The sequence below is a fragment of the Nostoc sp. UHCC 0251 genome (genome assembly GCF_034932245.1).
GTDB lineage: Bacteria > Cyanobacteriota > Cyanobacteriia > Cyanobacteriales > Nostocaceae > Nostoc.
In genome coordinates this window covers 25,989-46,827 of the sequence record NZ_JAYGHD010000017.1, presented here as the reverse complement: position 1 = coordinate 46,827, position 20,839 = coordinate 25,989, and the positions used below count along the sequence as shown (strand labels likewise).

Below are 20,839 nucleotides of genomic sequence, written 5' to 3'. Positions count from 1 at the left end.
TAACGAAAATACGGGATTATATCATCCGGCAAGTTAGTATTTTTATTATTTTCAATAATTTCTGAATTTACACTGATTCGCTCGCCGAATAGAGCGATCGCAGATAAGAAAAGGAGCGCAATCATTATTTTGGCAGCAAGGTAAAATATATTGGAAACGCTCTTTTATCCGAAATGACGCCAACCATAAATAAATTTATGCGACTCCAATTCGTTCTATCAATTGCTACGTAAATTATTTTCTCATCCATAGTTAAAGTATTCTGATTATTCTGTAACTGAAAACTAAAATTTTAATCATGTAGGGTAGGAGTACATCTGACGAAGTAATGCAGGGAAATGACCGAACTATATAAGGCTGGAATCATTGAGGTAACAGAAGCAGAAGATGAAGATGAAGATGAAGATGAAGATGAAGATTTATTTGAAGTTGCGGTGCATTTTGACGGCGATATTTTTCTTCCCAACGTCGTTTTTGCAGGCAAAGACCACGCATTGCGGCAAGCTAAAAAGCTCTATGATTGGCTAGAAGCTAATCATAAAGAAATCAAGGGAGAGCAACTGCGTTGGCAATCATACACAGTTAATCGTGAATCTCTAAGAGAGTATCCAGCCTGCTATTTACCTTACTACTATTCAAGGTATGAACAAAGTTTAGAAGTTTCAATTGTTGAGCGAGACCAAGAAGCCATTGCTTATGGTTGGTTGAGCGCTGAACCTTTACCTTACTATATGGATAAAGAAGATAGTTTGGTAGTTCTTGGAGACATTTCAGATGATGCTGTGCTTGCTGGTTGGCATAAAGCTATTGATATACGCATTCACATTTACTCTTTTATCTACCAGTCAAATAGCAGTCACAAGCTTTAATAATCAGTTAACAATTAGGAGCTTTAGGTGCAGCGAAAAATCGAGTTAAAAAGGGGTGTTGATAATACATCTGTTGAAGCCTATTTGGTAGAGTTAGTCCAAAGACATATTGATGATTATGTCAATTATTGGGTAGAAAGCTTAAGGTTATTTAGTCAAGAAGATAAATACTGGGACTGGGTATTTAAATTAAGATATATTGGCAATCAACAAAATCTTGAAGGTTACGCAGTTGAGTGCGAAAACAAAACTCAAGGATTGATGATAATAGAAACACAAATGCATGGTTCTCGGTTAAATGTTGGTAAGAGGCTAGTTTATGTTGATGGTATTGCCACTGCCCCTACTAACCGAATCGAGATTCAACGCCCGCCTCAATTCAAAGGTGTTGGTCAAGCACTATTAAATTTCGCAAGAATTAGAAGTGTTGAGTTAGGGTATGAAGGTAGAATTGGGTTGCATTCTTTACCAAGGTCTGAAGGATTTTACGAAAAACAAAACATGTTGAACTGCGGTTCGGAAGAAGAATATGATAATTTAGTCTACTTTGAGTATGGTGTATTAAGACGAAGATAAGGGCTGATCCGGGTAAAAATTTATGAATCATCAACAGCAAAAGGATAATTTTGAGGAAAACGAGTCAATAACAACCCAAGAAGCTATAGATTTACTTTTTGGTGAAGGATGGCTCGAAGAGGCTGTTTGCATCGAAGATGAAGCAAATTGCACGATTGGCGCTGGTTTGGATTGGGGTAATGCATTACCACCTTTAATGCTCAACCTTCCTTTATTTGGTCGTCTATCAACGCTGCGTGTATCTCTCAACCGCGAAGTCAGGCTAATAATTGAAACATGGGATTTAGGTATAGGTACAACTTCTGCAACAGAGACTGCAAGGACACGCATTAAAGAGCGGTTGCTATCTCCTACGCCTGAGTTAATACCTCACTTGGAAGCTACTTTGTTGCAAGATGATTTATACGGTGAGGAGTTTATATCTAACCGCGAAGCTCTCAAATCGCTACTTGCAGTAGTTCTTACTGATGCTGATAGAGAAGAAATTGCGGAGAAGGCTGCTAATTCAATACGCACACAAGTTATGTCACAGGTGAATTTTTCCGGAAAACTTTCTGCGTAAATATAATCACAATAATATCGCGTCAAATTCAATTAAAATTAGTTTTCTGCAACCCAAAAGGAACTGATTGATGACTGGTAAAAACCGCAGTCGCTATTCTTCAAACTGGGATACTATCGCACTTGAGGTCAAATCCAAATCAGACTGGAAATGCACGCGCTGCGGTATGCAATGCTTACGTCCAACTGATAAAAGGGACGGATTAAATCGTAGAGAACGCAGCATTAAAACGTTAGTGGTTCACCACCGCAATTATACGCCCGAGGACAATCGAGCAGAAAATCTCGCGGCTTTATGCACAGCTTTATGTAGAATCCACGTCGTAGAAGCCTTGATGTGACTGACTTTTGTTAAATTCTTCTACAACGTAACCTCCGATAACTCCCTTTTAACAAAGCAGAAAAATTTACAAAATGTAACTAGTTTTTTTTGACTCATTACCGCACTTTTCAGTGCCTAATTATTAAAATCACTGTGTTGGTTAATAGAGTCTTGCTCCCAGCGAAGCAAAAACATGGTTGAGATGACTGTAAAAATTGCCTACGAACTTGACAAATGGCTTCAATCGAAGTGGCAAAGAGATACGCGATTCTACACCTTAACCCTTTGCCAAAACCTATTTGGAGAGTGGACGATCACTAAAACTTGGGGCAGTGCCATCTATCGGGGGTTTGGCAAGTCAAAAGATTTAGATTGCCCTGATTACCAAGCCGCGTTAATAACTTACTACAAACTGCAAGAGCGAAGGGAAAAGCGAGGGTATAAAAGAGTTGACCCTGAGTCAAGATATTGATGAATCTTTATCTAATTCCATTTTCGCTTTAGCTATTTGCCAGGATAGTAGTTCATAACCTGATGAAAATTTATCATTGTTTACTCTAACCTGAATTTCTCCTTGCTGTATGGGTAAATATTTTTTTGGAACATCTTGACAGAAACCACTTTCAATAGCCTGACAATACCAACGTTCAAACTCATCCTCAAGAGGAGTCATCGCTTTGAGAGGAACATTAGGTTCAGCTTCATCACGAATCATTGCCAGTAAGCAAGCACCGGGACTCTCGATGCTATTATGGCTTCGGTATTGCTCAAAGGCGGATATTGCCAACTTCACTCTCTCTGGCTCGTGTTTGGCTATTTCCTGTTTTAATCTAACGCCGATTTTGATGCCCATTTCGGTAATTAAATGAGTAATTTCTTGAGATAGATTCTTGAGTTCGCCATTATCAGACTTCTTAGAAACCGAGTTCAGAGAAACAACTTTTGGGGATGACTCAGGTGTGGTCAACTGCTTAATTTGTGTTCGCAGACGTTCACATTCAGACTTCAACTCGAAGATTTCTGCAACATGACCTCTCAAGTTCTGATTCTGTCGCTTTAATTCTCTATTTTCATCTGACAGTTCTCGAATCCGTTGCTTGAATACTTCGCTTAGAGTTTTGAGGCTATGAGGCCCAGGTTGTTTCTCCTCTAATGAGTTGAGTTGCTGTGTTTTTTGCGACTGTAAATCATGAATGTATTCAGTTAATTCCGTCCATTTGTAGAGGTAGGAAATGGAACAGCCAGCGACTTGAGCAATGTTAGGGAAGGTCAAGGGTTTACCGCTTTTTTTAATCTCTTCAATAGCGCGAAACACTTGTTCACGTTTCTGCTCTTTTCGCTTTTGTTGGGCTGACCGAAGGACAGCAGTCTGTTTTTCTCGATTAGGTTGCTTCGCCATTAGCAACTTTCCTCAAATCTGATAGCCATTTATCCATTGCTTCTAGGGTAGCCTTGGATTCTTCATAGGCCAGGGCTGCCCCACCTTGTTTAGCTGACTCCATGCGTTTGTGTTCTCCAGCATATTGCCGTTCATAAAGGGGTAATTTACTGGTACTGGGGCGGAAACTACCACAGCCGTAACATTTGGGATAGAGGTTGTAGATACAGTTTGTTTTGGGGTCAAGTGTGCAGTGACCATAGACCACCAGACGAGGTGAAATTTCCAGGTCGAGTTCGTGAGATGAAGGGTTTTTGAGGAGGCTTTCAGGTAGGCTTTGCCAGGGGAGGAAGCGGTTTTGGGAATTCAGCAGCAGCTCCTGAAAAGGTAAATCTACTACCGCTACTTGCTCCTTAGTGGGAGGCGCATAGTGCTGAAATGTCGTTTCACTACTGAGGTGGTCAGCATAGAGTTGAGCTGCTTCCATTCCATGTTTAGCCCTCACTTCTTGCAGGCGACTAGCGCGGGTAATCTTACCTGTAAAGTAGGGTTTAATACCATTGCTGTCACGAATGTCTTCTCTCTCTATCAACAGACGAATAAGACGAACCATTGGGTTTTCATCTGCTGTTACTTGCGGGGGTTTGGGTAATGGTTTAAGACTAGGAAACGAGGGGTAAGAACTCTGTTTAATACTTCTAAAATGACAAAACAGATAGGGGTAATCAGAGTCAAAGGTTTTTCTAATCCATTGCTGTTGTTGTTCAATGACTTGTCTAATTTCACGAGGGGCAGGTAGTCTGTGCCATCGTTCCACTTTATGCTGATAAAACTTGATATACCATTGACCATTTTCTTCAACTAAACAATCAAAAGCTATCTGACAGATATCTGCTGGACGAGCAGCCGTATATTCTTGCACCAAGTAGTGACGAGCAACAGGAGCAGGGATTTTGCCAAGATGCTGTTTAATCCCTTGACGGGTGATTTCATCCAACCAATCCACGTCCTGAATTATCTGTTTGGGAATATCTCGATGACGAACTAAGTTTTGAGATTCTAATCCGAAAAAATCAAAAAAATCTTTGAGGTTATATAGCTTTTCTCGAATGGTTCGACTACAGTTACTTTGGTTGAGGTCGAGAAAGGCTAAGATTAGTTCCCGGCTAATCTCAGGGAGGTGGTGGATATTATTTGGCTTCAAAATTTGACTAAACTGACGCAAAGCCACCAGAGAATTCATCGGTTTTGCACTAGCAGAAAACCTCCCAGATTTGAGTAAAGAATATAGATATTGCTTGACTAGGACGCGAAACCACTCAGGTTTAATTGATTTAAAGTTAAGGATTCTCACGGGTGAGTTATTGATAAAATGGCGAAAATCCCAAACATCATCATCAAAACAGAAATTCAATAAAGTTTCTTCTTGTTGATACCCAACCCAACTGCCATAACTTGTGGCGTTAGGGTGAAAATTTATGTGACAGAAGTAACAGCGACAATTACTCTGGCTGCTATTGGTCTGAAAGGTTTCGTAAATCCATCCTTTCTGTCCATCAGGGCCAATTTGATGGCACAGGGGATTAGGGCAAACTAAATGCTTTTGATAACCGTGAAACTGAGGTGGAACTTGACAACAAAGCAGGGTTTTAAGGGAGCAAGAATTACATCCTAGTTTGAGTTGATGACTTTGCCCATCAGCATAATGAAATTTGCTGATTTGTCCCTGATTACACTGAGGACAGATAAATTCTCCAGAATACTTTTCTGCCCAATTGACTGACAGAGTTCCTTGAAGAGTTTGATGAATGGAAATTGGTAAATGTTTAAATTTACCAGTCAGGTATGTTACTTGATGACAAAAATCACATCCCAATCTCAGTTTACAAACAGACCCTTTTGAGTAAGAAAACCTGTTTAATTGTCCCTGATTGCACTGAGGACAGATAAACTCACCAGCATAATCTGCCTTCCAATTGACTTGTAAAGTACCGTTAAGGGTCTGGTGAATTGAGATAGGTGGGTGTTGAGGAACTTCACAAGTTAAGTTGGTTATCTGAGAGCATGAATCACATTCGAGTCTAAGTTTAGAAATTGGTTTTTGAGAGTGATGAAAATTGTTAATTTTTCCCTGATTGCAGTTGGGACAAATAAACTCGCCAGCATAATCTGTCTTCCAATTTACTGACAAAGTACCGTCAAGCATTTGATGAATTGAGATGGGTGGTGATTTTCTCAGTTGGCAGGAGAGGGGAGTGGATTTGTGGCAAGCTTCACAGCTTAATTGAATTTGACACAGTGTTGTCTTGTCGTAATAAAAATGGCTCAATCGTCCGTGATTACAAAGGGGACAAACGAATTCGTGATTATAGTTCTCTGACCAATTTACTGGTAAAGTCCCGTTAAGAGTCTGGTGAATTGAAATCGGTGGATGCTTGCGTTTACCCATTAGTTTTATGTTCTTGAAGATTTTGCAATTCTGACAAGCCATCAAAACGATTTTTGATTAAAGCTAATAAGTTAGCAATCTCAGTCACTCGTCTTTCTTGTCCGTTTTTTTGAGCTTGAATTAGGTCTTGCTGCAAGCAGTTCACGTCAGCTTCTAACTGAGATTTATCTTCGGGCGTTATCCGATGATGAGGACAACTTAAACAGGCATAGCGATGTTGACAATCTCCTAACATGGTTGGACGATGACATTCTCCCAGAGGTGTACTAACTTTGAGGAGATTAGCTAATTTTTCATACCTAGTTTTTCTCGGTTTAAAAGAAGTAACTCGACCATACATATCCACATAACCTTTGAGATTAGCTTCTTTTTCTAACCTGATAAGCGAACGCTGACGATAATGAGGTAGCATATCTAAGGAACCGTGACCTAGTACGGCGGCGATATATTCATCCTCTACTTCACAATGAGCCATAATGCTGGCTTTGGTGCGGCGAAACATGTGGCTAGTTAGTTTAAATCTGTTGCCATATTTGTCTTTTAAGTCTGCTACTTCTCGAAAATTAATTAGCCAGTTACTAATTCTTAATCTGGTAATTGTTTGGGGTTTATAGAACAGTGTTGTGTCTAGTTCTCTATCAGCCCAAGGAATACTTTGATGATGAGTATAAACGGTACAAAATAGTTTATCGAATTCAGAATCTCTCCCAAATTGAGCATCAAGAAATCTCTGCTGTTCTTGAACTAATTCAGCTACTAGAGGATGAATCTGAACAAACCTCCAGTGTTTGCGTTTTTCAACCCAACGTAGTAAGAACCATTTGTCACCTTCCTGTTTCAGGCTATGGCGTGGCATAGTGAGAATTTCTCCAATGCGGCAGCCTAATACCAATTGCAAGCGAAAAAGTCTTTCAAGTGTCGGGGGGAATAAATCGAATTTCTCGTAGATTTGGTAAAGTACTTCTTCTGGAATTGTTTCAATTTTAGGAGATTTTTTTTTGAGTTTAATCGGGGTAAAGGCAATTTCCAACCATTGTTCTTCTTTCCAAAGATTGAGGGCGTAAGCAATCGCATTCTGACGATTACCGCTATTAATTTCGCTAATAAATTGATGGAGGAGTGCTTCTGTCAAAGATTGGGGTTGTGTATATCCATACTTACACAAAAAACGATCTAAATGGTTTAAACAGCCAACTCGATGAATAATCCGACCGAGGGAATATCGCTCTCGAATGCTGGCTTTAATGGTTAGTTGAGTCAGCCGTTTTAACCAAGGCAGTGAAAATTTGTGAAAGTAGAGATGATAATGTCCATTAATTCGGCATTCTTCTTGGCTATAACCCAATTCTAACAGTGACCATACATCTTGATTCATCAAAGGATCATTAATCCACTGTCTTCCTAACTCAGAAAGTGCAATTCGCTCCTGTAATGCTTGCGGTGCAAATGCTTCTGCCATTAATTTTCTTCTTCTCTTAAGTATTGGTCTAGGGTCATTTCATCGAGAACATGACTGTAAATGTCTTTCGTTGTGGCAATTGAACGATGTCCTAAAAGCTGTTGTACATATTGGTCAAGATAATTGTCTTGCAGCATTCTAGTAGCGAAGGTATGGCGAAATAAGTGGGGATGTGCTTTAATTCCTGTTCGTTTGTGGAGTTGGTCAAATAATTTATTTAAGCGAACTAAGGACATCGCTTGCCCTACCCACTTACTTGATAAATTGACGAATAACATCCCGCCTCCCAAAGTTTCGGCTTGAGGCGGATATTCTTCTAGTAAGTAGGCATGAAAGGTCTCTTGAATAGCTGAACGATGGTAAATAATGGGGATTTCTCGTTCTCTTCCTTTAGCCATTGCGCGATTCGGATTGTCTTCTCTGCGTACAATCCGAATGCGTCCGCTGAAATCTAAGTCCTTGACATCTTCCAAATGTAATCCTAACAGTTCTCCCCGCCGCACTCCTGTTGAGCGCAGCAGCATGATAATTAACCTGTCTCGATAAGTTGTACAGGCGTTGGCTAAGGCTGCGACTTCTTCATCTAGTAGACAACCACTGAAGAGTTTCGGTTCTTTTATTTTGATGCGTTTGCGTTTATCAGGATTGCTTTTAGCGATTCCTCTAAGAAAGCCTCCTCGTTTTCCCCAACCATGCGCTAGTAGAGTGAAATGTTTTTCTTCAATCCTGCCTTCAATTGTGTGATAGGTATAAAATTCTTGGATGGCGGTGACTGCTTGATTGACAGTGCGAGGACTTCTTTTGGCAACAATTTCTCTAACATTTTCACCAGATTCTTCAACTTCACCACCTAGCAAGTACCAATTCACAAAGTCTGCTAATTCATTTAACCCAACGTCATACCAGTTGAGAGATTTGGATTCTAGCCAGCGCCAAAAGTCTACCAGTCGATAAGCGTATGTACTTACTGTATTCGGTGCTAATTGTCGCTTTCTACAGTAGTTCAAAAATCTTTGGATTGGCTCTATGGGTAGGCAGGTTTCAGGGTCGAAGACACAGCTAAATCGTGACTCTGTGTGAGGCGATATCGCCCATTCTACCTTGGTCATTTTCTACGTTGTGGAAATTAATTTGTTTCTACCCTAACGCAAAAATTAGGGCTGTTGTTGTTGTTCTTTCCACGTTGTAGAATTGGTTGTTGTTGTATATATAAACAGCTTGTCACCTGAGTTTTCATACTCGACGCAGGGGAAATGTATCGCCAGGACAACTATCTTTATTTGGAGTCAGCTAGGGATTGAACTAAGGTACTTCCCTAAAATAAATTGCTCAAGCACAATGTGCTTTTTTCAAGGCTTGTGCCTAAGCGTCAACTTGCATCGGGAGCAAAAACTTGAGTCAGCTAATGAAAGATGGCTTTCTTTCTGGCTGGTATCAGTTTTGCTATCAAAATTGTCTGTACTTGCTTATCTACCACCGTTTTGTAAATTTTTGCTATCAAGCTCGTGATATCAATTTTGAGTAACCGCCCCTGGTGAGAGATTTATTTGCTTTATTCATTCTCTGATTCATCTGGTAAATCATCGTGTTCGGCAAGAGCGCCAAGAAACTCCTCGACCCCATCTAGATTAAATCCTCGTAAAACTCGTCTTGCTTCCTTAATTCCCTTTGGCGTTAAAACTACCGACTTAACTTGTTTAGGATAGCGTTGTTCTTCTATGAGTCCAGCAGTAGTCAGTAAATCTAAAATATCGAAGTCATAGCCTTTGTAGGCACGCCTACCTTGAAAACATTGTTCATTACCTAATTCATCACCTAATTCACCGTACTCATCTCCTCCAGACACATATAACAATGCAAGAGTCAGAGGCAGAGCGATCGCATTGTAACGACGGGTTTGTTCGGAGCGGATTGTCCGGTCTACTAGCTCATAACCTTGTTGCCAAACTAAACCTTTGTCAGTGTAGATATCTGTGCAAAGAATTAAGCCGAATGGCGAAGTGCATTGCGCGTAAAAGCCTTTACCTTCTGGGTCAGTGCAGAGGGTCACTGACCAATTATGGCGGGGGCGGGTTTCTCCTTTGAAGGGCTTAGTCATGAATCGATTAATTTGTCATACTTCAAGTTTATTTTTAGTTATATTCAGTTTATAGATAATTACTCACATTCGTGTGAGTTAGGAGGTTATGAGCGCCAGAATCTTCTGAGCCACCGTTTCAGGGACAGGAATCACCGATAAGCGATTTCCTTATCTGACCACCATTAGCTTCTCGGGATTATGTGAGCTTTGCATTGTAGTCTGGGAGTAGTATTAGATTCAATCTCTATTAAGTAATTTTTTTCTCTCTATTTCCATCATTTTTTCAATTTCATTAAAAGGCAATAGCAGTGTTTCTTGAATATATTCTCTAGTGTCAAGACTGACATAGCATTGGGTATTAAGACAATCTAATAACAATTTATTAGCATAGCAATAGGCTCTTAAGAGTCCCCATTGTTCTGCATTGTTTAATGGCCAATCGTAATCTATATTACGATACTTTTTATTCAACTCCTTGAGCCGATTAGCCCAAGCACCGCTATCATTTTTATACCACTGGTAATATTCGTCCCAATGCTCGTAAACTCCTTGTGGTAGCTCTTCGTCTAACTTGACTACTTCATCAAAGAATTCTTGATTATCAATCAAATTTGTAGCTGCATACAAAGCTTCATCTAAGGTATAAAAATTAGTATCATCAATTGGATGCTTTTTTCTCATTTCATCATCTGCCTCTGAATATTCATAATCATCTGCTTGCCAGAGAATGATAGATGTAAAATTCTCATTTTCAATATCTCTATTAGCGATGCGATACAGCAACGATGCCTGAGCGCGAGCATGAGCTAGGTTAATGTCTAAAGCTAGATTTGAATCAACAAGTTCAACAGGAGCATGAAAATTGCCCATGCCAAAGCCTAAACCACTTCCTGTATAAAAGCTTAACTCTATATTGGAGTCTAGCGACTCTAATAAATCGCTCAGTTCTAAGAATTCCCAATGTTCTAAAAACGGATAAATTGTATGATCCAATATGCAAATACCCGCAGCTAAACAAAGATAAAATGCTCTAATTGCAGCAGGGTGGTGAGAGCTAGATACTTGAATAGATTTTTGGCTAGCCCAAGCCAATAATTCCTGAATATGTCTATTGTGTGATGCTGCTATATCAATCTGAAACTTCATAGACAGCAAAAGAACATCAGCACTTTTTAACATCTCTGAGGTTAATAAGAAAACCTCGTGCCATTGTTTGTAAAAAACATACTTGCTCAAATTAAGTAGAGACGGATCATTAAATATTTCAGGATTGGCTTTAGCTACAATTTCTTTAGCTGTAAAATATTCATGAAATGTCAAGTGAGAAAAGGAATAAATTTCTCTAGCTCTTTCTACTAATAATCCGTGTTGAGACTCAATAGATTTTAATACAGCTTCACTATCTAACATTAAAGCTTCTAGAGCATGGGGAGATTCGGGGAAATTCTTAATATAAGAAGCGATATACTTCTGCACATCCTGTTGCTTCCAGAAATACTCTCCTTTTTCAAAATTCATGAAAGCAAGATAGCTGAGTAAATTTTCTTTATGCAGTACTGAAAGATGCTTATAGACATCATCTCTTTTAATAGCACGTTTAGCATCCCATCTTCTTAAAAGTGTATGAGTCGCCCTTTGATATAGTTCAGTACGAGTCCTGGGGAAGTCACCAGCATCTTCAAATTCAATACATAATAAAGTCAGTAATATAGGACTAGATGCCAGTTCATAAATTGATGGATTTTCTTGTAGTTGTTCTATAAAGAGTTTATCAAAATTAGACTTTTTAGCAGTAAACCACTTGGTGGTAAATGACTGAATTTGTTCCTGGTCAAAATCAGCTACTTCTACCTCGGTAAATTGCTCAAATGTATATTCTTTTGCGGCTATTCTACAAGTCAATACAAACCGATTCATAGAAAATCGTTGACAAAAATCACGAATTTCTCTTATCACATGATTATCTGCCTGCTGTTGGACTTCATCTAAGCCATCCAGCAACAATAATACTCGTCCAGATTCAAACAGGGATATCACTGAATTATTGTCAACCCGATCATCAGCTAATTGTTGACAGATGTAATCTAATAATTTAAGTTTGACATCGGTATCTGCAAACTCTTTAAGAGATAAAAATATTGGGAGATAATTACTGAATATTTGCTCTGATATACATTGAATTGCTAAATGCTTTAAAAACGTTGTTTTGCCAGAGCCTGGTTTTCCTAAAACCAAGAGGTTATCATATTTTTTTACGGCTTCTAATCCAGGTACTCGTGTTTCAAAAACTTGAGGTAATCCCCATCTATCCAAATTATTTCGGTCAAATTTTTGTGTAATTTCATCAATACTCTTTCGCTGTCTTCCAGTAATTTTATCTAAAATATTTACATTAGTGTAAATGTGGTTAATTTCAATGGGGTAAGTCATATCTAGTACCTTCATTGCCCCACATTTTTTAATAATACTATTTTGAGTTTTTTGACGAATCTCTGCAACTAGGTTATCAATATTTTGAAATTTTGGTATGTCAATAACCTCTTGAGTAGCTATCTCAAGAATTCCACAAATTTTAGCAAAATTTTCTTTTTCTACAGGTTTACGAGCAAAAAAACTATGAATAGTACCTGAAGATAGATAAATTTGACTTACTAAAAATTCTTTAGTCCAGCCTTTTAGTTCTAAAGCTTTTTGAGCAATTTTAGAGCCTTCACTTGATAATTGAGATGACCGTTTAGACATAATTATTACTTTGTTTAATGAACTATTTGACTATAACTTGTCTTTTTAGCAACTTTCTCTAAGATATCTATAACTTGTCTCTAAGTTGTCTATAAGATAATTACTTCCTTTAAGACAGTAGATACCTTTATGTGATTGCCTGCTAGTCAAATCAATCAATGGGCAATGAGCTTTTGGTTGCCCTAGTTTTCGCCTACAATAAATCGCTAATCAGGGGGAAGTTGCTTCTTCTCAGCCCCATCTGTGCTGATGTCGTGATCGTTCTGTTGTGGGTTACAGACATTTCCCTGCCAATATGCGGGAATAATGGGGGTTCGGAAGTGGCGACTTGCAATCAAGGCTATTACAGGCAACTGCCATCTAAGACAGGAAAGGTCTGTGTAAGTTTGATATTTTTCGTGAATACGAATAATGTAAGTTTTAAGCTCATCTAATGTCTGTGGCAATCGAAACGGGTGGAAATTAAACCCACTGGCATAACCTGCATTAGTACTGTACAAATAGTTATCTGTATCTTTGTCTGGAAACCAAAGCTGAAGATTAGTGCTTGTAAAAGTTCGAGCAACAGCTTCTTGGAAAGCTCTATAATCATTAGCAAGATTCAACACGGCATACCAACCAGCTAGCATGGGCAAAAGTGTGGAAGCGTGCATCAACTCTTCTTTTGGTGGAGCTTGACCCACCTCCATAGCTACAAGGTCATCATAACTATCAGAGGCAATAGGGAAGTATTTACCAATCCTGTAAGCCAATACAATACTATGGCTGAGTTCTATAAGCCAATAAGCAGCTTGATTTATGTACCCAGCTACAGATAGTGTTAAAAGCCCCAAAGCAATGTCGATAGCATGGTTGTCATATCGGGGTGTCAGTGCCGAAGGATTGTTCTCAATTAGAGCAGCAAGCATCTGTGCAACTGCCTGCATCTGTCCCTGATAAGTCTCACGCTGCTGCTCATCAGTGGTAATTGTGAATAAATTATTCAACGCTATTCCCAGTGTGCCAAGAATACCAATGACTTCAAAAGTGCGAAGAGGATACTCCAGTTCATCAGCACCATACCCAAACAACCCATCTCTAACAAAACAATGTGGTTTGAGCTTGGTGGCGTATGCTTCAGTTACTTTGAGGTAGGTTAAGAATAGTTGGTCAAATTTTTTTGCTGTTTTCTTGCAATCAAAAAGTTCATTTTGACGCATCCAGTCCCAAGTACGGAGAATGGCACGTTCGGCACAGAGTAATGCAGGTCGAAGATTATCAGCTTCTTGACACCAATGGAAAACAATATTGAGACTCAGATTAAATTGACAAAGTGCTTTTTGGCGCTCACGCACCGCACTGTTACTTTTCTCTTTTGGCAAGTCTTTTTTAAAAAGTGTCTCCTCGATAAGTTCATAGAAGAAACGCGGTTCATCTTCATTTTGGTCGGCAAGTGCAATCGTCTTACGCAAATGCTTTTGGGCGGACTCTGGAAATAGGTACTCATCAAGGAAATAACGTTCAATAAGCAAAGCTAATTGGTCACCACCCCAAAACTCAAACTCAATCTCGCCATATTTTGGATCAGTCCTTGTGTTCCTATGGATAAAATTTATCCAGTCAGGCTCAACATCCTGCTTTATTTCACCCCCAGTAGCAAGGATAATTTTTTTTGGTAGCGCCTCATGTTCTGGTCTAACACGGTTACGCAGGTATGAGTCAAGTATTTCGTTGAGCGACGGACGCACAGCATTTTTCCCAGTATCCCAACTGCTGCGAGTAATATCTCCCTCTTTCACAGTGAATAAAAATAGTTTCTGTTTATTATCTTTAGGGTCAACACCAACAGCAGGAATATCAACACCAAATTGGCGTGAACCAACAGCAGGACGGCTTAATAAATCAATTCCCATCATCAATAGAAGGTCGGGGAGTAGCGCATCTATCTCGCTTGATTCTTTGAGCATACTGAGATATTCACGGATAACCAACTTCATACAGTAGTCTCCCCAGTGATTTCATCTTCTGTACTGTTTTTCGTATTGTTTAACCCGACATTCTGCCATTGAAACCGCATACTAAATTGTCCAAGGGGGTTGATAAATTCTCCTTGTGGAAATTCTGCTTCATAGGAGAAAGTAGCCATCTGAGATGGTTCTGTAAAATCACCATCCCGCTCAGAGGCAATAGCGTGACCATACTTGAGTTTTACCATTGGTGATATACTTGCGAATACTGAATTTTGCTCTGCTTTTTTCATTATTAAATCTTGCTGCTTCCACTTGGCTAATTGCAGAAGATACGTTCGCTGTGAAGAAGGTTTGAGTTCCTTGAGATAGGGTAGTTTTTGCCGCGCATCGAAATAAGCTTCAGAACGATTTAATACCTCCTGAATTACATTCAGTTCAGCTTCTGTCACATCATCATCTTTCATCCTGCTTTTGAGGTAATCGCCAGCGTCATGGGGGTGATTATAAAGTACGTACTCACTGAAAAATTCCACTATCAAGCTAGCAATATTAAGCGAATATATTTCCCGGTTTAGTGCTGATAATAGAAGTGCAGGAAGAGAAGCAATATCTGTTATGTAACCTGCAAGCCTATACAGCACCCAGACAACTGTTTGATCATCAAGGGTATCAAGTACTTCTTTATTGAGCGTTATTGAACGGCGATTTTTTGCTGTTTTTTTGTGAACAAGTTTCGTTGTATCGTCATCACTTTCATGTACTGGAATTGAATTAAAGAAACGAATTACATCACTTCCAGCAAGGTGCAATTGTTTATTATGAGATGCAAACCAGCGTGTGATTGTACTATTGAGTGCGTTGAGATGGTTATTATGTAGCTCAATAAAAGTGCTATCAATAATTTTTGGTAGTGATGCTTGTTCTCCAGAACTATAATCCCAACCTAATGCTATGAACTCAACTAGTTGAAGGGCAGTCTTGGGATCATTTTTTAAACAGTAGTTGATACAATAGTCTAAGCTATCCAACATTTCTGTAGAGAAAGAAGGTATCTGCACTAAATGAAGAAGTACTTCTTTGTACCACGAGCAGCTGTAGGCTTCACTCGCTTTCTGAAACAATATATTGCTCAACTGTTCCCGGACAACATGGTTCTGACTTGATGCAAATTCAACTAGGATTGCTGCTGCTTCATCTGATTTATTTGCTAAATTGCCGTAGGCTTGTAGTAATACAAGGTCAGTCTCTACGTTGAATTTTTCTTTGAAACTATTGAATCTATCCAAAGTGGCTTGCAGTAGATCAGACTGCTTGCTAGTTTCGTAACTAAACTCACCCAGGAAAGCAATACCTATCTGCCGAAGTATTGATTGTTCTGAATTTGTCAAAACAAGAGCGCGACGATGGGCTTCGTCAGGGTTGAATTTGGCAAGTCCTCGAAGAGCATAAAAAGCTAGCGAAACTATACGCGGCTCTTGAGCTACTACAAACTTGTTGTATATAAAATCAGCATTGCTTTGAGAATGAGCAGCCAAATTCTCAACAATTGAGTATATCTTATATCCAGCATTGGTTTGAAATATTAGTTCAAACACATCCACTAGAGATTCAAGTTTAAGGTCAAGTTCTGGAAGTGCATCGCAGAAAAATTCGTAAATCTTCTCTCTTGATTTATCTCGTTTTTCTCTTGATGTTTCTAGTCTGGCTACTTCTGCTACACGACCCACTAAATCTTTTTTATATTCAGAGTTAAGTACAAGCAATACAGCAACTCCGATTTGACTACCAACATTTATGCGAATACTGCACCTGTATATCTCATAAAACAAACTGGCAAAATTTTCAAGTTCGTCCCAAGCCGCTATTACTAAATTCACAGCATAACGAACTAAGTAGTCGTGCCGAACTGCTGGATCAGAAAAACCTACCTTGCCATTATCGCTTCTCAGAAACCCAAGTTCAAGCCCCGGACTTAAATCAACTTCATCAATTGGCGGTATAGGCACAGTCTCCTTAGATTGCTGATAAATTCCACCAGCTGCCCATTGTAGAGATGCGTGTGCTTCTGGATAACTTTGTCGGATTTGTTGCCAGTGTGGGGTGAAGTTCATCTCGCTATACACAACTATATGCTTGTACTTTATTAAATATTTTTTGGAAGTCCCTAAACGAAATTACCCTACTTATGAATTTTGGGTGACGTTTATATAGTTCCCAAAAGAATGCGGCGGGTAAAAAATGCGATCGCGCCTCGCCGTTGATTGACTGAGATTGCGATCGATTCCTCTGGGACATCGATCCCATCATCCCAGGTTACTACTTGCGGGAATTATTGGCGATTTGACATTGAGCATTCCCGGATAGCCATTATCGATAAACAGATATTGGGCTGGCATATTCAAGCAATCGTTCCCATCCCAATACCCATGCAGTTTTTACTAGGATCTCTTTACCGTTGCTGAATTTGATAAATTCTCCACCTCCGTCAAAAAATACATCAACAACCAATTGATTCCGCACATCGCGTCCCCACATTTTTTCTGCGGCATTCCACCACCGTTGCCCAGGTGAAGAGAACATCTCCCTTTCTAAATATTCATCACGCCATGCTTTAGGCTTCCAATTATCCTGTAGGGCACGAATTAATAAGGCATTGGGGAAAATCTCTTTCTCATGCTCACTCAACCACAGCGCATATTCGATTGCACTTCGCAACGCATCCTCTAAATCTAAAGAACAACCTTCAAGTGCATCTTGAACTTCGGCATCTGCAAAATTAACACCGATAGTTACCAGCGCTCCTTCGTATTTTTTAAATACCTCGTACTCAACCGATTCCTTTTCCCAAAACCACATAGTATACCCCTAACTATGTTGAACTCCATTTGTAGTAGATTAATCGTAATCCAAGAACTGGTAATTAAATCGCTACGCATTTTGAGAATCAGGAAATGCCTTCTAAATACCAGTCACATTATCCAGAAAACTGGTCAAATATCGCTCTGGAAGTCAAACAATCTGTGGGCTGGCGTTGTTCTAAATGTCGGTTGCAGTGCATTCGCCCCGGTGATGATACCAAAAAACTTACCTGTTACCTTAGAATGGAGCAAATGCAACCATATACTGAAGAAATGGTTGAGTTAGATAAACAGTAGTAAATTATGTCAACAATCCAACGCTTATCAAACGGATTAAACCTAATTGTTAAGTACGATGAATCAGCCAATGTTGGTATTGGCTCAGAGATAAACGAGCCGGGTATCATTTATGTAGAGGATAAATCTTTGAAAACTTATACCAATATGTCAGAACTTGAACGTCATAATATGAATTCTTGGGGTTGGAAGTGGGATAATGGATTGTGGATAATAGATTTAGATTAAGGTATTACTGGACAATAGGAGTGGGCAGTAGATTTTAAGTTAGCTTGCGGTTATTTTTAAGAGAGCATAGATGCAAAGTTTTATGTCATTATTGGCGCTCAAGTACGAAATTACATTGCCTCTTGCTCTGTTTATGGTTTAGAAGTTTTCTCATTTTTTAGTTCAAAGCACAGTTACACAACTTGAAGTTCTGTTGAAGTAAAACTTAGGAAAGAAGTGTAGAGAAAAATATGAGCGATCGCTTAATGGAAAAACTGTTTAATGAGGCAGTCAGCCCAATCTTCTCTTCAAACAACTTAACTAAATATTCAGCGCTCAAACAAAGAGAAGACGAATTCAAAGCATTATTTAATATTGAACTAGTAGAATATGTTGACTCGAAGAGAGGATTTAACTTTTCTCTATTTATCCGCGACTTTTTGAGCGAAGCTAAATTGCCATATAGCAGTGCTGTTAAGCAAAAATATGGAGAGCGAGCAGCGAATTTGATTGGGGAATTAATTTGTATTTGAAAGCCAGATTTTTTCTCAATTAAACTGAAGCATAAATAATGCTAATCGCTCTCACTAGTATTGTTGTATCGAATATCACATCCTTAGTTCTTCCTTTGGACAAGATAGCCTTGGCGGTAATCACTCTTCTTTAATTTGGAAGCTTGACGTGCAGACCACTGACGCATAGGAGTAACTTTTTCTACATGAAGTAGCTGATGGCGATAAGTATCATTGCCCGTTAGTTGAGCGATCGCACCAGCAATAAATCGAGCGCAGCGTTCTGGCTGAGACGAGACTTGTTCCTCTGCAAACCGGATGACTAGCCAGTTGGCATCGGCAAAACACTTGTTCCTGTAGTCATCCTCGCCGATACAGTGGGTAGGCTTAAGAGTTGCAAACGAAATTGGCTCATCGACCTCCAAATCTATGTGTAAGCCAGTATTTGGTTCAATAATAAGAAAATCAGCCGTAAATGGTAGTCGATGCCCTGGAGGAAGCATCACCTGCTGGGGAGAAACAATTTCACCAAAATAGTGTTTGAGAACATTTTCAAACAGCCCCTCACTTGCCCCGATTGGTGCATCTCCCTGTCCACAAGGAAAAACTAAAGGGGTAAACTGTTTTTTTTCTTTAACTAACTCTGGGATAACAACAATTGGATATTCTGGTGTCTTTGCCATACTTGCATTAACTCTTCATACTGCAATTATCTAAATTCACAACGTCATTACACAATCAACAAAATACTGAAAATAAACCAACTTTTTTCTAATTTATGGACGCAATAATTAGAAAATTATCAGTTTTCGTACAGCATCCCTTCTGGATAAGATTACTTCTGAGTACGCTACAAGCAACTAAGATGAAGTCTAGCTTTGACTATCTAGAAGACCTTCTTGCGGACAACTATCCAATCATCGCCTGCGAATCTCCCCTCCAAGAACGTCACCGCCTCCTCACCCGGATCACTACTTACTGTCACCAAGCAGGCAAAAAAGCCTACATCTGGAATCTCAGCGAGGACAGTATTAAAGAACTAGTAGTCAGCGCCGAAGAAAATCTGGTTCTTCGAGAGTTTGACGACTATAAACCTTCGATAAAACAAAATAAAGAAGAGTATTTTCAAGTACTCAATTTTTGGAAGTTTTATTCTGGCACTGGAGTATTAATCGTTGAAAATATTTTTCCTTGGTTAAAAGAAAGCATCACTAAAGATACTGAATTTGTTCTTATATCAGAATGGATTAAGTCATCGCTAGTTAATCTAAAATTTCATACAAACAATAGTGATAAGACTACCATATTACTAGGAGCTAATGCCGAGATAGCAAGCGAGATAGCGGCAGAAATACCCCTTTGGAGTCAAGAATTACCAGATACACAAGAAATTATTGCTAATTTAATTAGCAGTAATTTATTTCCTTTAATTTATACTGAACAAGATTATTTAGAAATTGCTAACGCTAGTGCTGGTCTGTATATTTCTGATATTATTTCTTGCTTAACCGATATTAGAAAAAATCATGACTTAGGAAATTCCAGTGAGATAGCAAAGCTTCTACTAGCAAAAAAAATTCAATTGCTCAACCGCTTGTATGACATCGAATTCTTACCTCCACCAAAAGTTCAACTTGGGGGATTGGAACTGATGCAGCAGTCATTCAAAAAGTTCAAGCGATTGCTTACCCCGCGTGCCAAACAATATAATCTGCGTGTACCCAAAGGGATTATGCTTGTGGGGCCACCGGGGACAGGAAAATCACACTCAGCAAAAGCCTGTTCCCAGAATATGGGTATTCCCCTTATCATGGTCGATTGGGGCAACTTTAGAAGTTTTGGCAACCAAGCAGAAATGAAGCTTAAACGCTTGTTGCGACTGGTAGATAGGCTCAACCAAGTAATTTTGTACTTTGACGACTTCGATAAAGGCTTCGCCGGGGAGGATGACCTCGCCAAACGGCTTGCTGGCCAGCTGCTGACATGGATGCAAGAGCGCACGTCAGATGTACTGGTCATCGCCTCAGTCAACCGCATGGAATGGCTGCCACCCGAACTCACCCGTGCTGGACGGTTTGACTATTTATTTAAGGTAGACCTGCCCAATAATGGGGAAAGATATAGTATCTTCAAACTGCACGCTGCCCGATTTGACGAACGTTTTCGCAATGGCGGCGACCCCTGGAGCGAGGAACAGTGGCGCAGAATTCTTAAAGCCACCAATCGGTGTGTAGGTGCAGAAATCCAGACAATTGTAGAACGCGCCGCTAGTACCATATTCTGCGAAACAATAACGGAAGATACCTACTCAGAAAGCCAAGTTCCCACACTTGAACTAACAATCGAGGCATTACTAGAAGAACGCCGCCAGATTAACCCGCTTGCCATCCGCGAAGCCGATAGAGTCGAGTCGATGCGTAACAAAGCTGACCAACAAGCTTTACCTAGTAGTCCCCTCGATGAAAGCAAGTTTGCTGTTGGTAACATCGAGATTTTTAGCTAATGAAAGGAGCCAGAATACAGAATTCAGGAGTCAGAAGAACTTCAGCCATAAAGGAAGGAGTTTCGCGCTGGTGGTTA

Annotated in this window: 18 protein-coding genes and 1 pseudogene; 8 read left to right on the top strand and 11 right to left on the bottom strand. The window is 39.6% G+C overall.

The window, feature by feature from the left end; translation table 11 throughout:
• Nucleotides 1-127 precede the first annotated feature (127 nt).
• A pseudogene (locus VB740_RS04080) lies at nt 128-259 on the bottom strand (IS4 family transposase); the annotation flags it as partial.
• Nucleotides 260-338: 79 nt separating this feature from the next.
• Here VB740_RS04080 and VB740_RS04075 point away from each other — a divergent pair.
• From VB740_RS04075 to VB740_RS04060, 4 genes are all read left to right on the top strand, one after another.
• Nucleotides 339-869: a hypothetical protein gene (locus VB740_RS04075; RefSeq protein WP_323198789.1), complete on the top strand. Its 531-nt coding sequence runs from the start codon at nt 339-341 to the stop codon at nt 867-869.
• Nucleotides 870-896: 27 nt separating this feature from the next.
• Entirely contained in the window at nt 897-1,445 is a 549-nt protein-coding gene (locus VB740_RS04070; RefSeq protein ID WP_323198788.1) for a GNAT family N-acetyltransferase, read from the top strand.
• Nucleotides 1,446-1,467: 22 nt separating this feature from the next.
• Nucleotides 1,468-2,007 carry a hypothetical protein gene (locus VB740_RS04065; RefSeq protein ID WP_323198787.1) on the top strand — a complete coding sequence of 180 codons (540 nt, stop codon included), beginning with the start codon at nt 1,468-1,470 and terminating at the stop codon, nt 2,005-2,007.
• Between the two features lie 523 nt (nt 2,008-2,530).
• The gene (locus VB740_RS04060; RefSeq protein WP_104899426.1) at nt 2,531-2,800 is read left to right on the top strand and encodes a WGR domain-containing protein; all 270 of its coding nucleotides are present in this window, start codon (nt 2,531-2,533) and stop codon (nt 2,798-2,800) included.
• Here VB740_RS04060 and VB740_RS04055 read toward each other — a convergent pair.
• From VB740_RS04055 to VB740_RS04015, 9 genes are all read right to left on the bottom strand, one after another.
• Nucleotides 2,789-3,727 (bottom strand): DUF6262 family protein, encoded by a 939-nt coding sequence (locus VB740_RS04055; RefSeq protein ID WP_323198786.1) that lies wholly within the window; start codon nt 3,725-3,727, stop codon nt 2,789-2,791. The genes VB740_RS04060 and VB740_RS04055 overlap by 12 nt on opposite strands.
• On the bottom strand, nt 3,711-6,155 hold the full coding sequence (locus VB740_RS04050) for an integrase (protein WP_323198785.1): 2,445 nt from the start codon (nt 6,153-6,155) through the stop codon (nt 3,711-3,713). The genes VB740_RS04055 and VB740_RS04050 overlap by 17 nt, the downstream gene beginning before the upstream one ends.
• Nucleotides 6,148-7,614, bottom strand: a complete 1,467-nt coding sequence (locus VB740_RS04045; RefSeq protein WP_323198784.1) for a tyrosine-type recombinase/integrase — start codon at nt 7,612-7,614, stop codon at nt 6,148-6,150. The genes VB740_RS04050 and VB740_RS04045 overlap by 8 nt, the downstream gene beginning before the upstream one ends.
• Nucleotides 7,614-8,723: a tyrosine-type recombinase/integrase gene (locus VB740_RS04040; RefSeq protein ID WP_323198783.1), complete on the bottom strand. Its 1,110-nt coding sequence runs from the start codon at nt 8,721-8,723 to the stop codon at nt 7,614-7,616. The genes VB740_RS04045 and VB740_RS04040 overlap by 1 nt, the downstream gene beginning before the upstream one ends.
• A gap of 443 nt (nt 8,724-9,166) precedes the next feature.
• Entirely contained in the window at nt 9,167-9,712 is a 546-nt protein-coding gene (locus VB740_RS04035) for a DUF6429 family protein (RefSeq protein WP_323198782.1), read from the bottom strand.
• A gap of 219 nt (nt 9,713-9,931) precedes the next feature.
• Nucleotides 9,932-12,436 carry an NACHT domain-containing NTPase gene (locus VB740_RS04030; protein WP_323198781.1) on the bottom strand — a complete coding sequence of 835 codons (2,505 nt, stop codon included), beginning with the start codon at nt 12,434-12,436 and terminating at the stop codon, nt 9,932-9,934.
• Between the two features lie 206 nt (nt 12,437-12,642).
• Complete coding sequence (locus tag VB740_RS04025; protein ID WP_323198780.1) at nt 12,643-14,412, bottom strand: hypothetical protein; 1,770 nt, start codon at nt 14,410-14,412, stop codon at nt 12,643-12,645.
• A complete protein-coding gene (locus VB740_RS04020) occupies nt 14,409-16,496 on the bottom strand; it encodes a hypothetical protein (protein WP_323198779.1) in 2,088 nt (695 codons plus the stop codon). The genes VB740_RS04025 and VB740_RS04020 overlap by 4 nt, the downstream gene beginning before the upstream one ends.
• Before the next feature lie 256 nt (nt 16,497-16,752).
• Entirely contained in the window at nt 16,753-17,241 is a 489-nt protein-coding gene (locus VB740_RS04015) for a hypothetical protein (protein ID WP_323198778.1), read from the bottom strand.
• Between the two features lie 95 nt (nt 17,242-17,336).
• Between VB740_RS04015 and VB740_RS04010 the strand changes: the two genes are divergently transcribed.
• From VB740_RS04010 to VB740_RS04000, 3 genes are all read left to right on the top strand, one after another.
• Nucleotides 17,337-17,540, top strand: coding sequence for a hypothetical protein (locus VB740_RS04010; RefSeq protein ID WP_323198777.1), 204 nt, complete (start codon nt 17,337-17,339; stop codon nt 17,538-17,540).
• A 6-nt stretch (nt 17,541-17,546) separates the two neighbouring features.
• On the top strand, nt 17,547-17,768 hold the full coding sequence (locus VB740_RS04005; RefSeq protein WP_104899406.1) for a hypothetical protein: 222 nt from the start codon (nt 17,547-17,549) through the stop codon (nt 17,766-17,768).
• A 230-nt stretch (nt 17,769-17,998) separates the two neighbouring features.
• Entirely contained in the window at nt 17,999-18,280 is a 282-nt protein-coding gene (locus VB740_RS04000) for a hypothetical protein (protein ID WP_190897617.1), read from the top strand.
• Between the two features lie 83 nt (nt 18,281-18,363).
• Here the strand turns inward: VB740_RS04000 and VB740_RS03995 are convergent, their stop codons facing one another.
• Nucleotides 18,364-18,942: a hypothetical protein gene (locus VB740_RS03995; RefSeq protein ID WP_323198776.1), complete on the bottom strand. Its 579-nt coding sequence runs from the start codon at nt 18,940-18,942 to the stop codon at nt 18,364-18,366.
• 182 nt (nt 18,943-19,124) lie between these two features.
• Here VB740_RS03995 and VB740_RS03990 point away from each other — a divergent pair, with 182 nt between their 5' ends.
• Nucleotides 19,125-20,762, top strand: coding sequence for an ATP-binding protein (locus tag VB740_RS03990; protein WP_323198775.1), 1,638 nt, complete (start codon nt 19,125-19,127; stop codon nt 20,760-20,762).
• Nucleotides 20,763-20,839 lie beyond the last annotated feature (77 nt).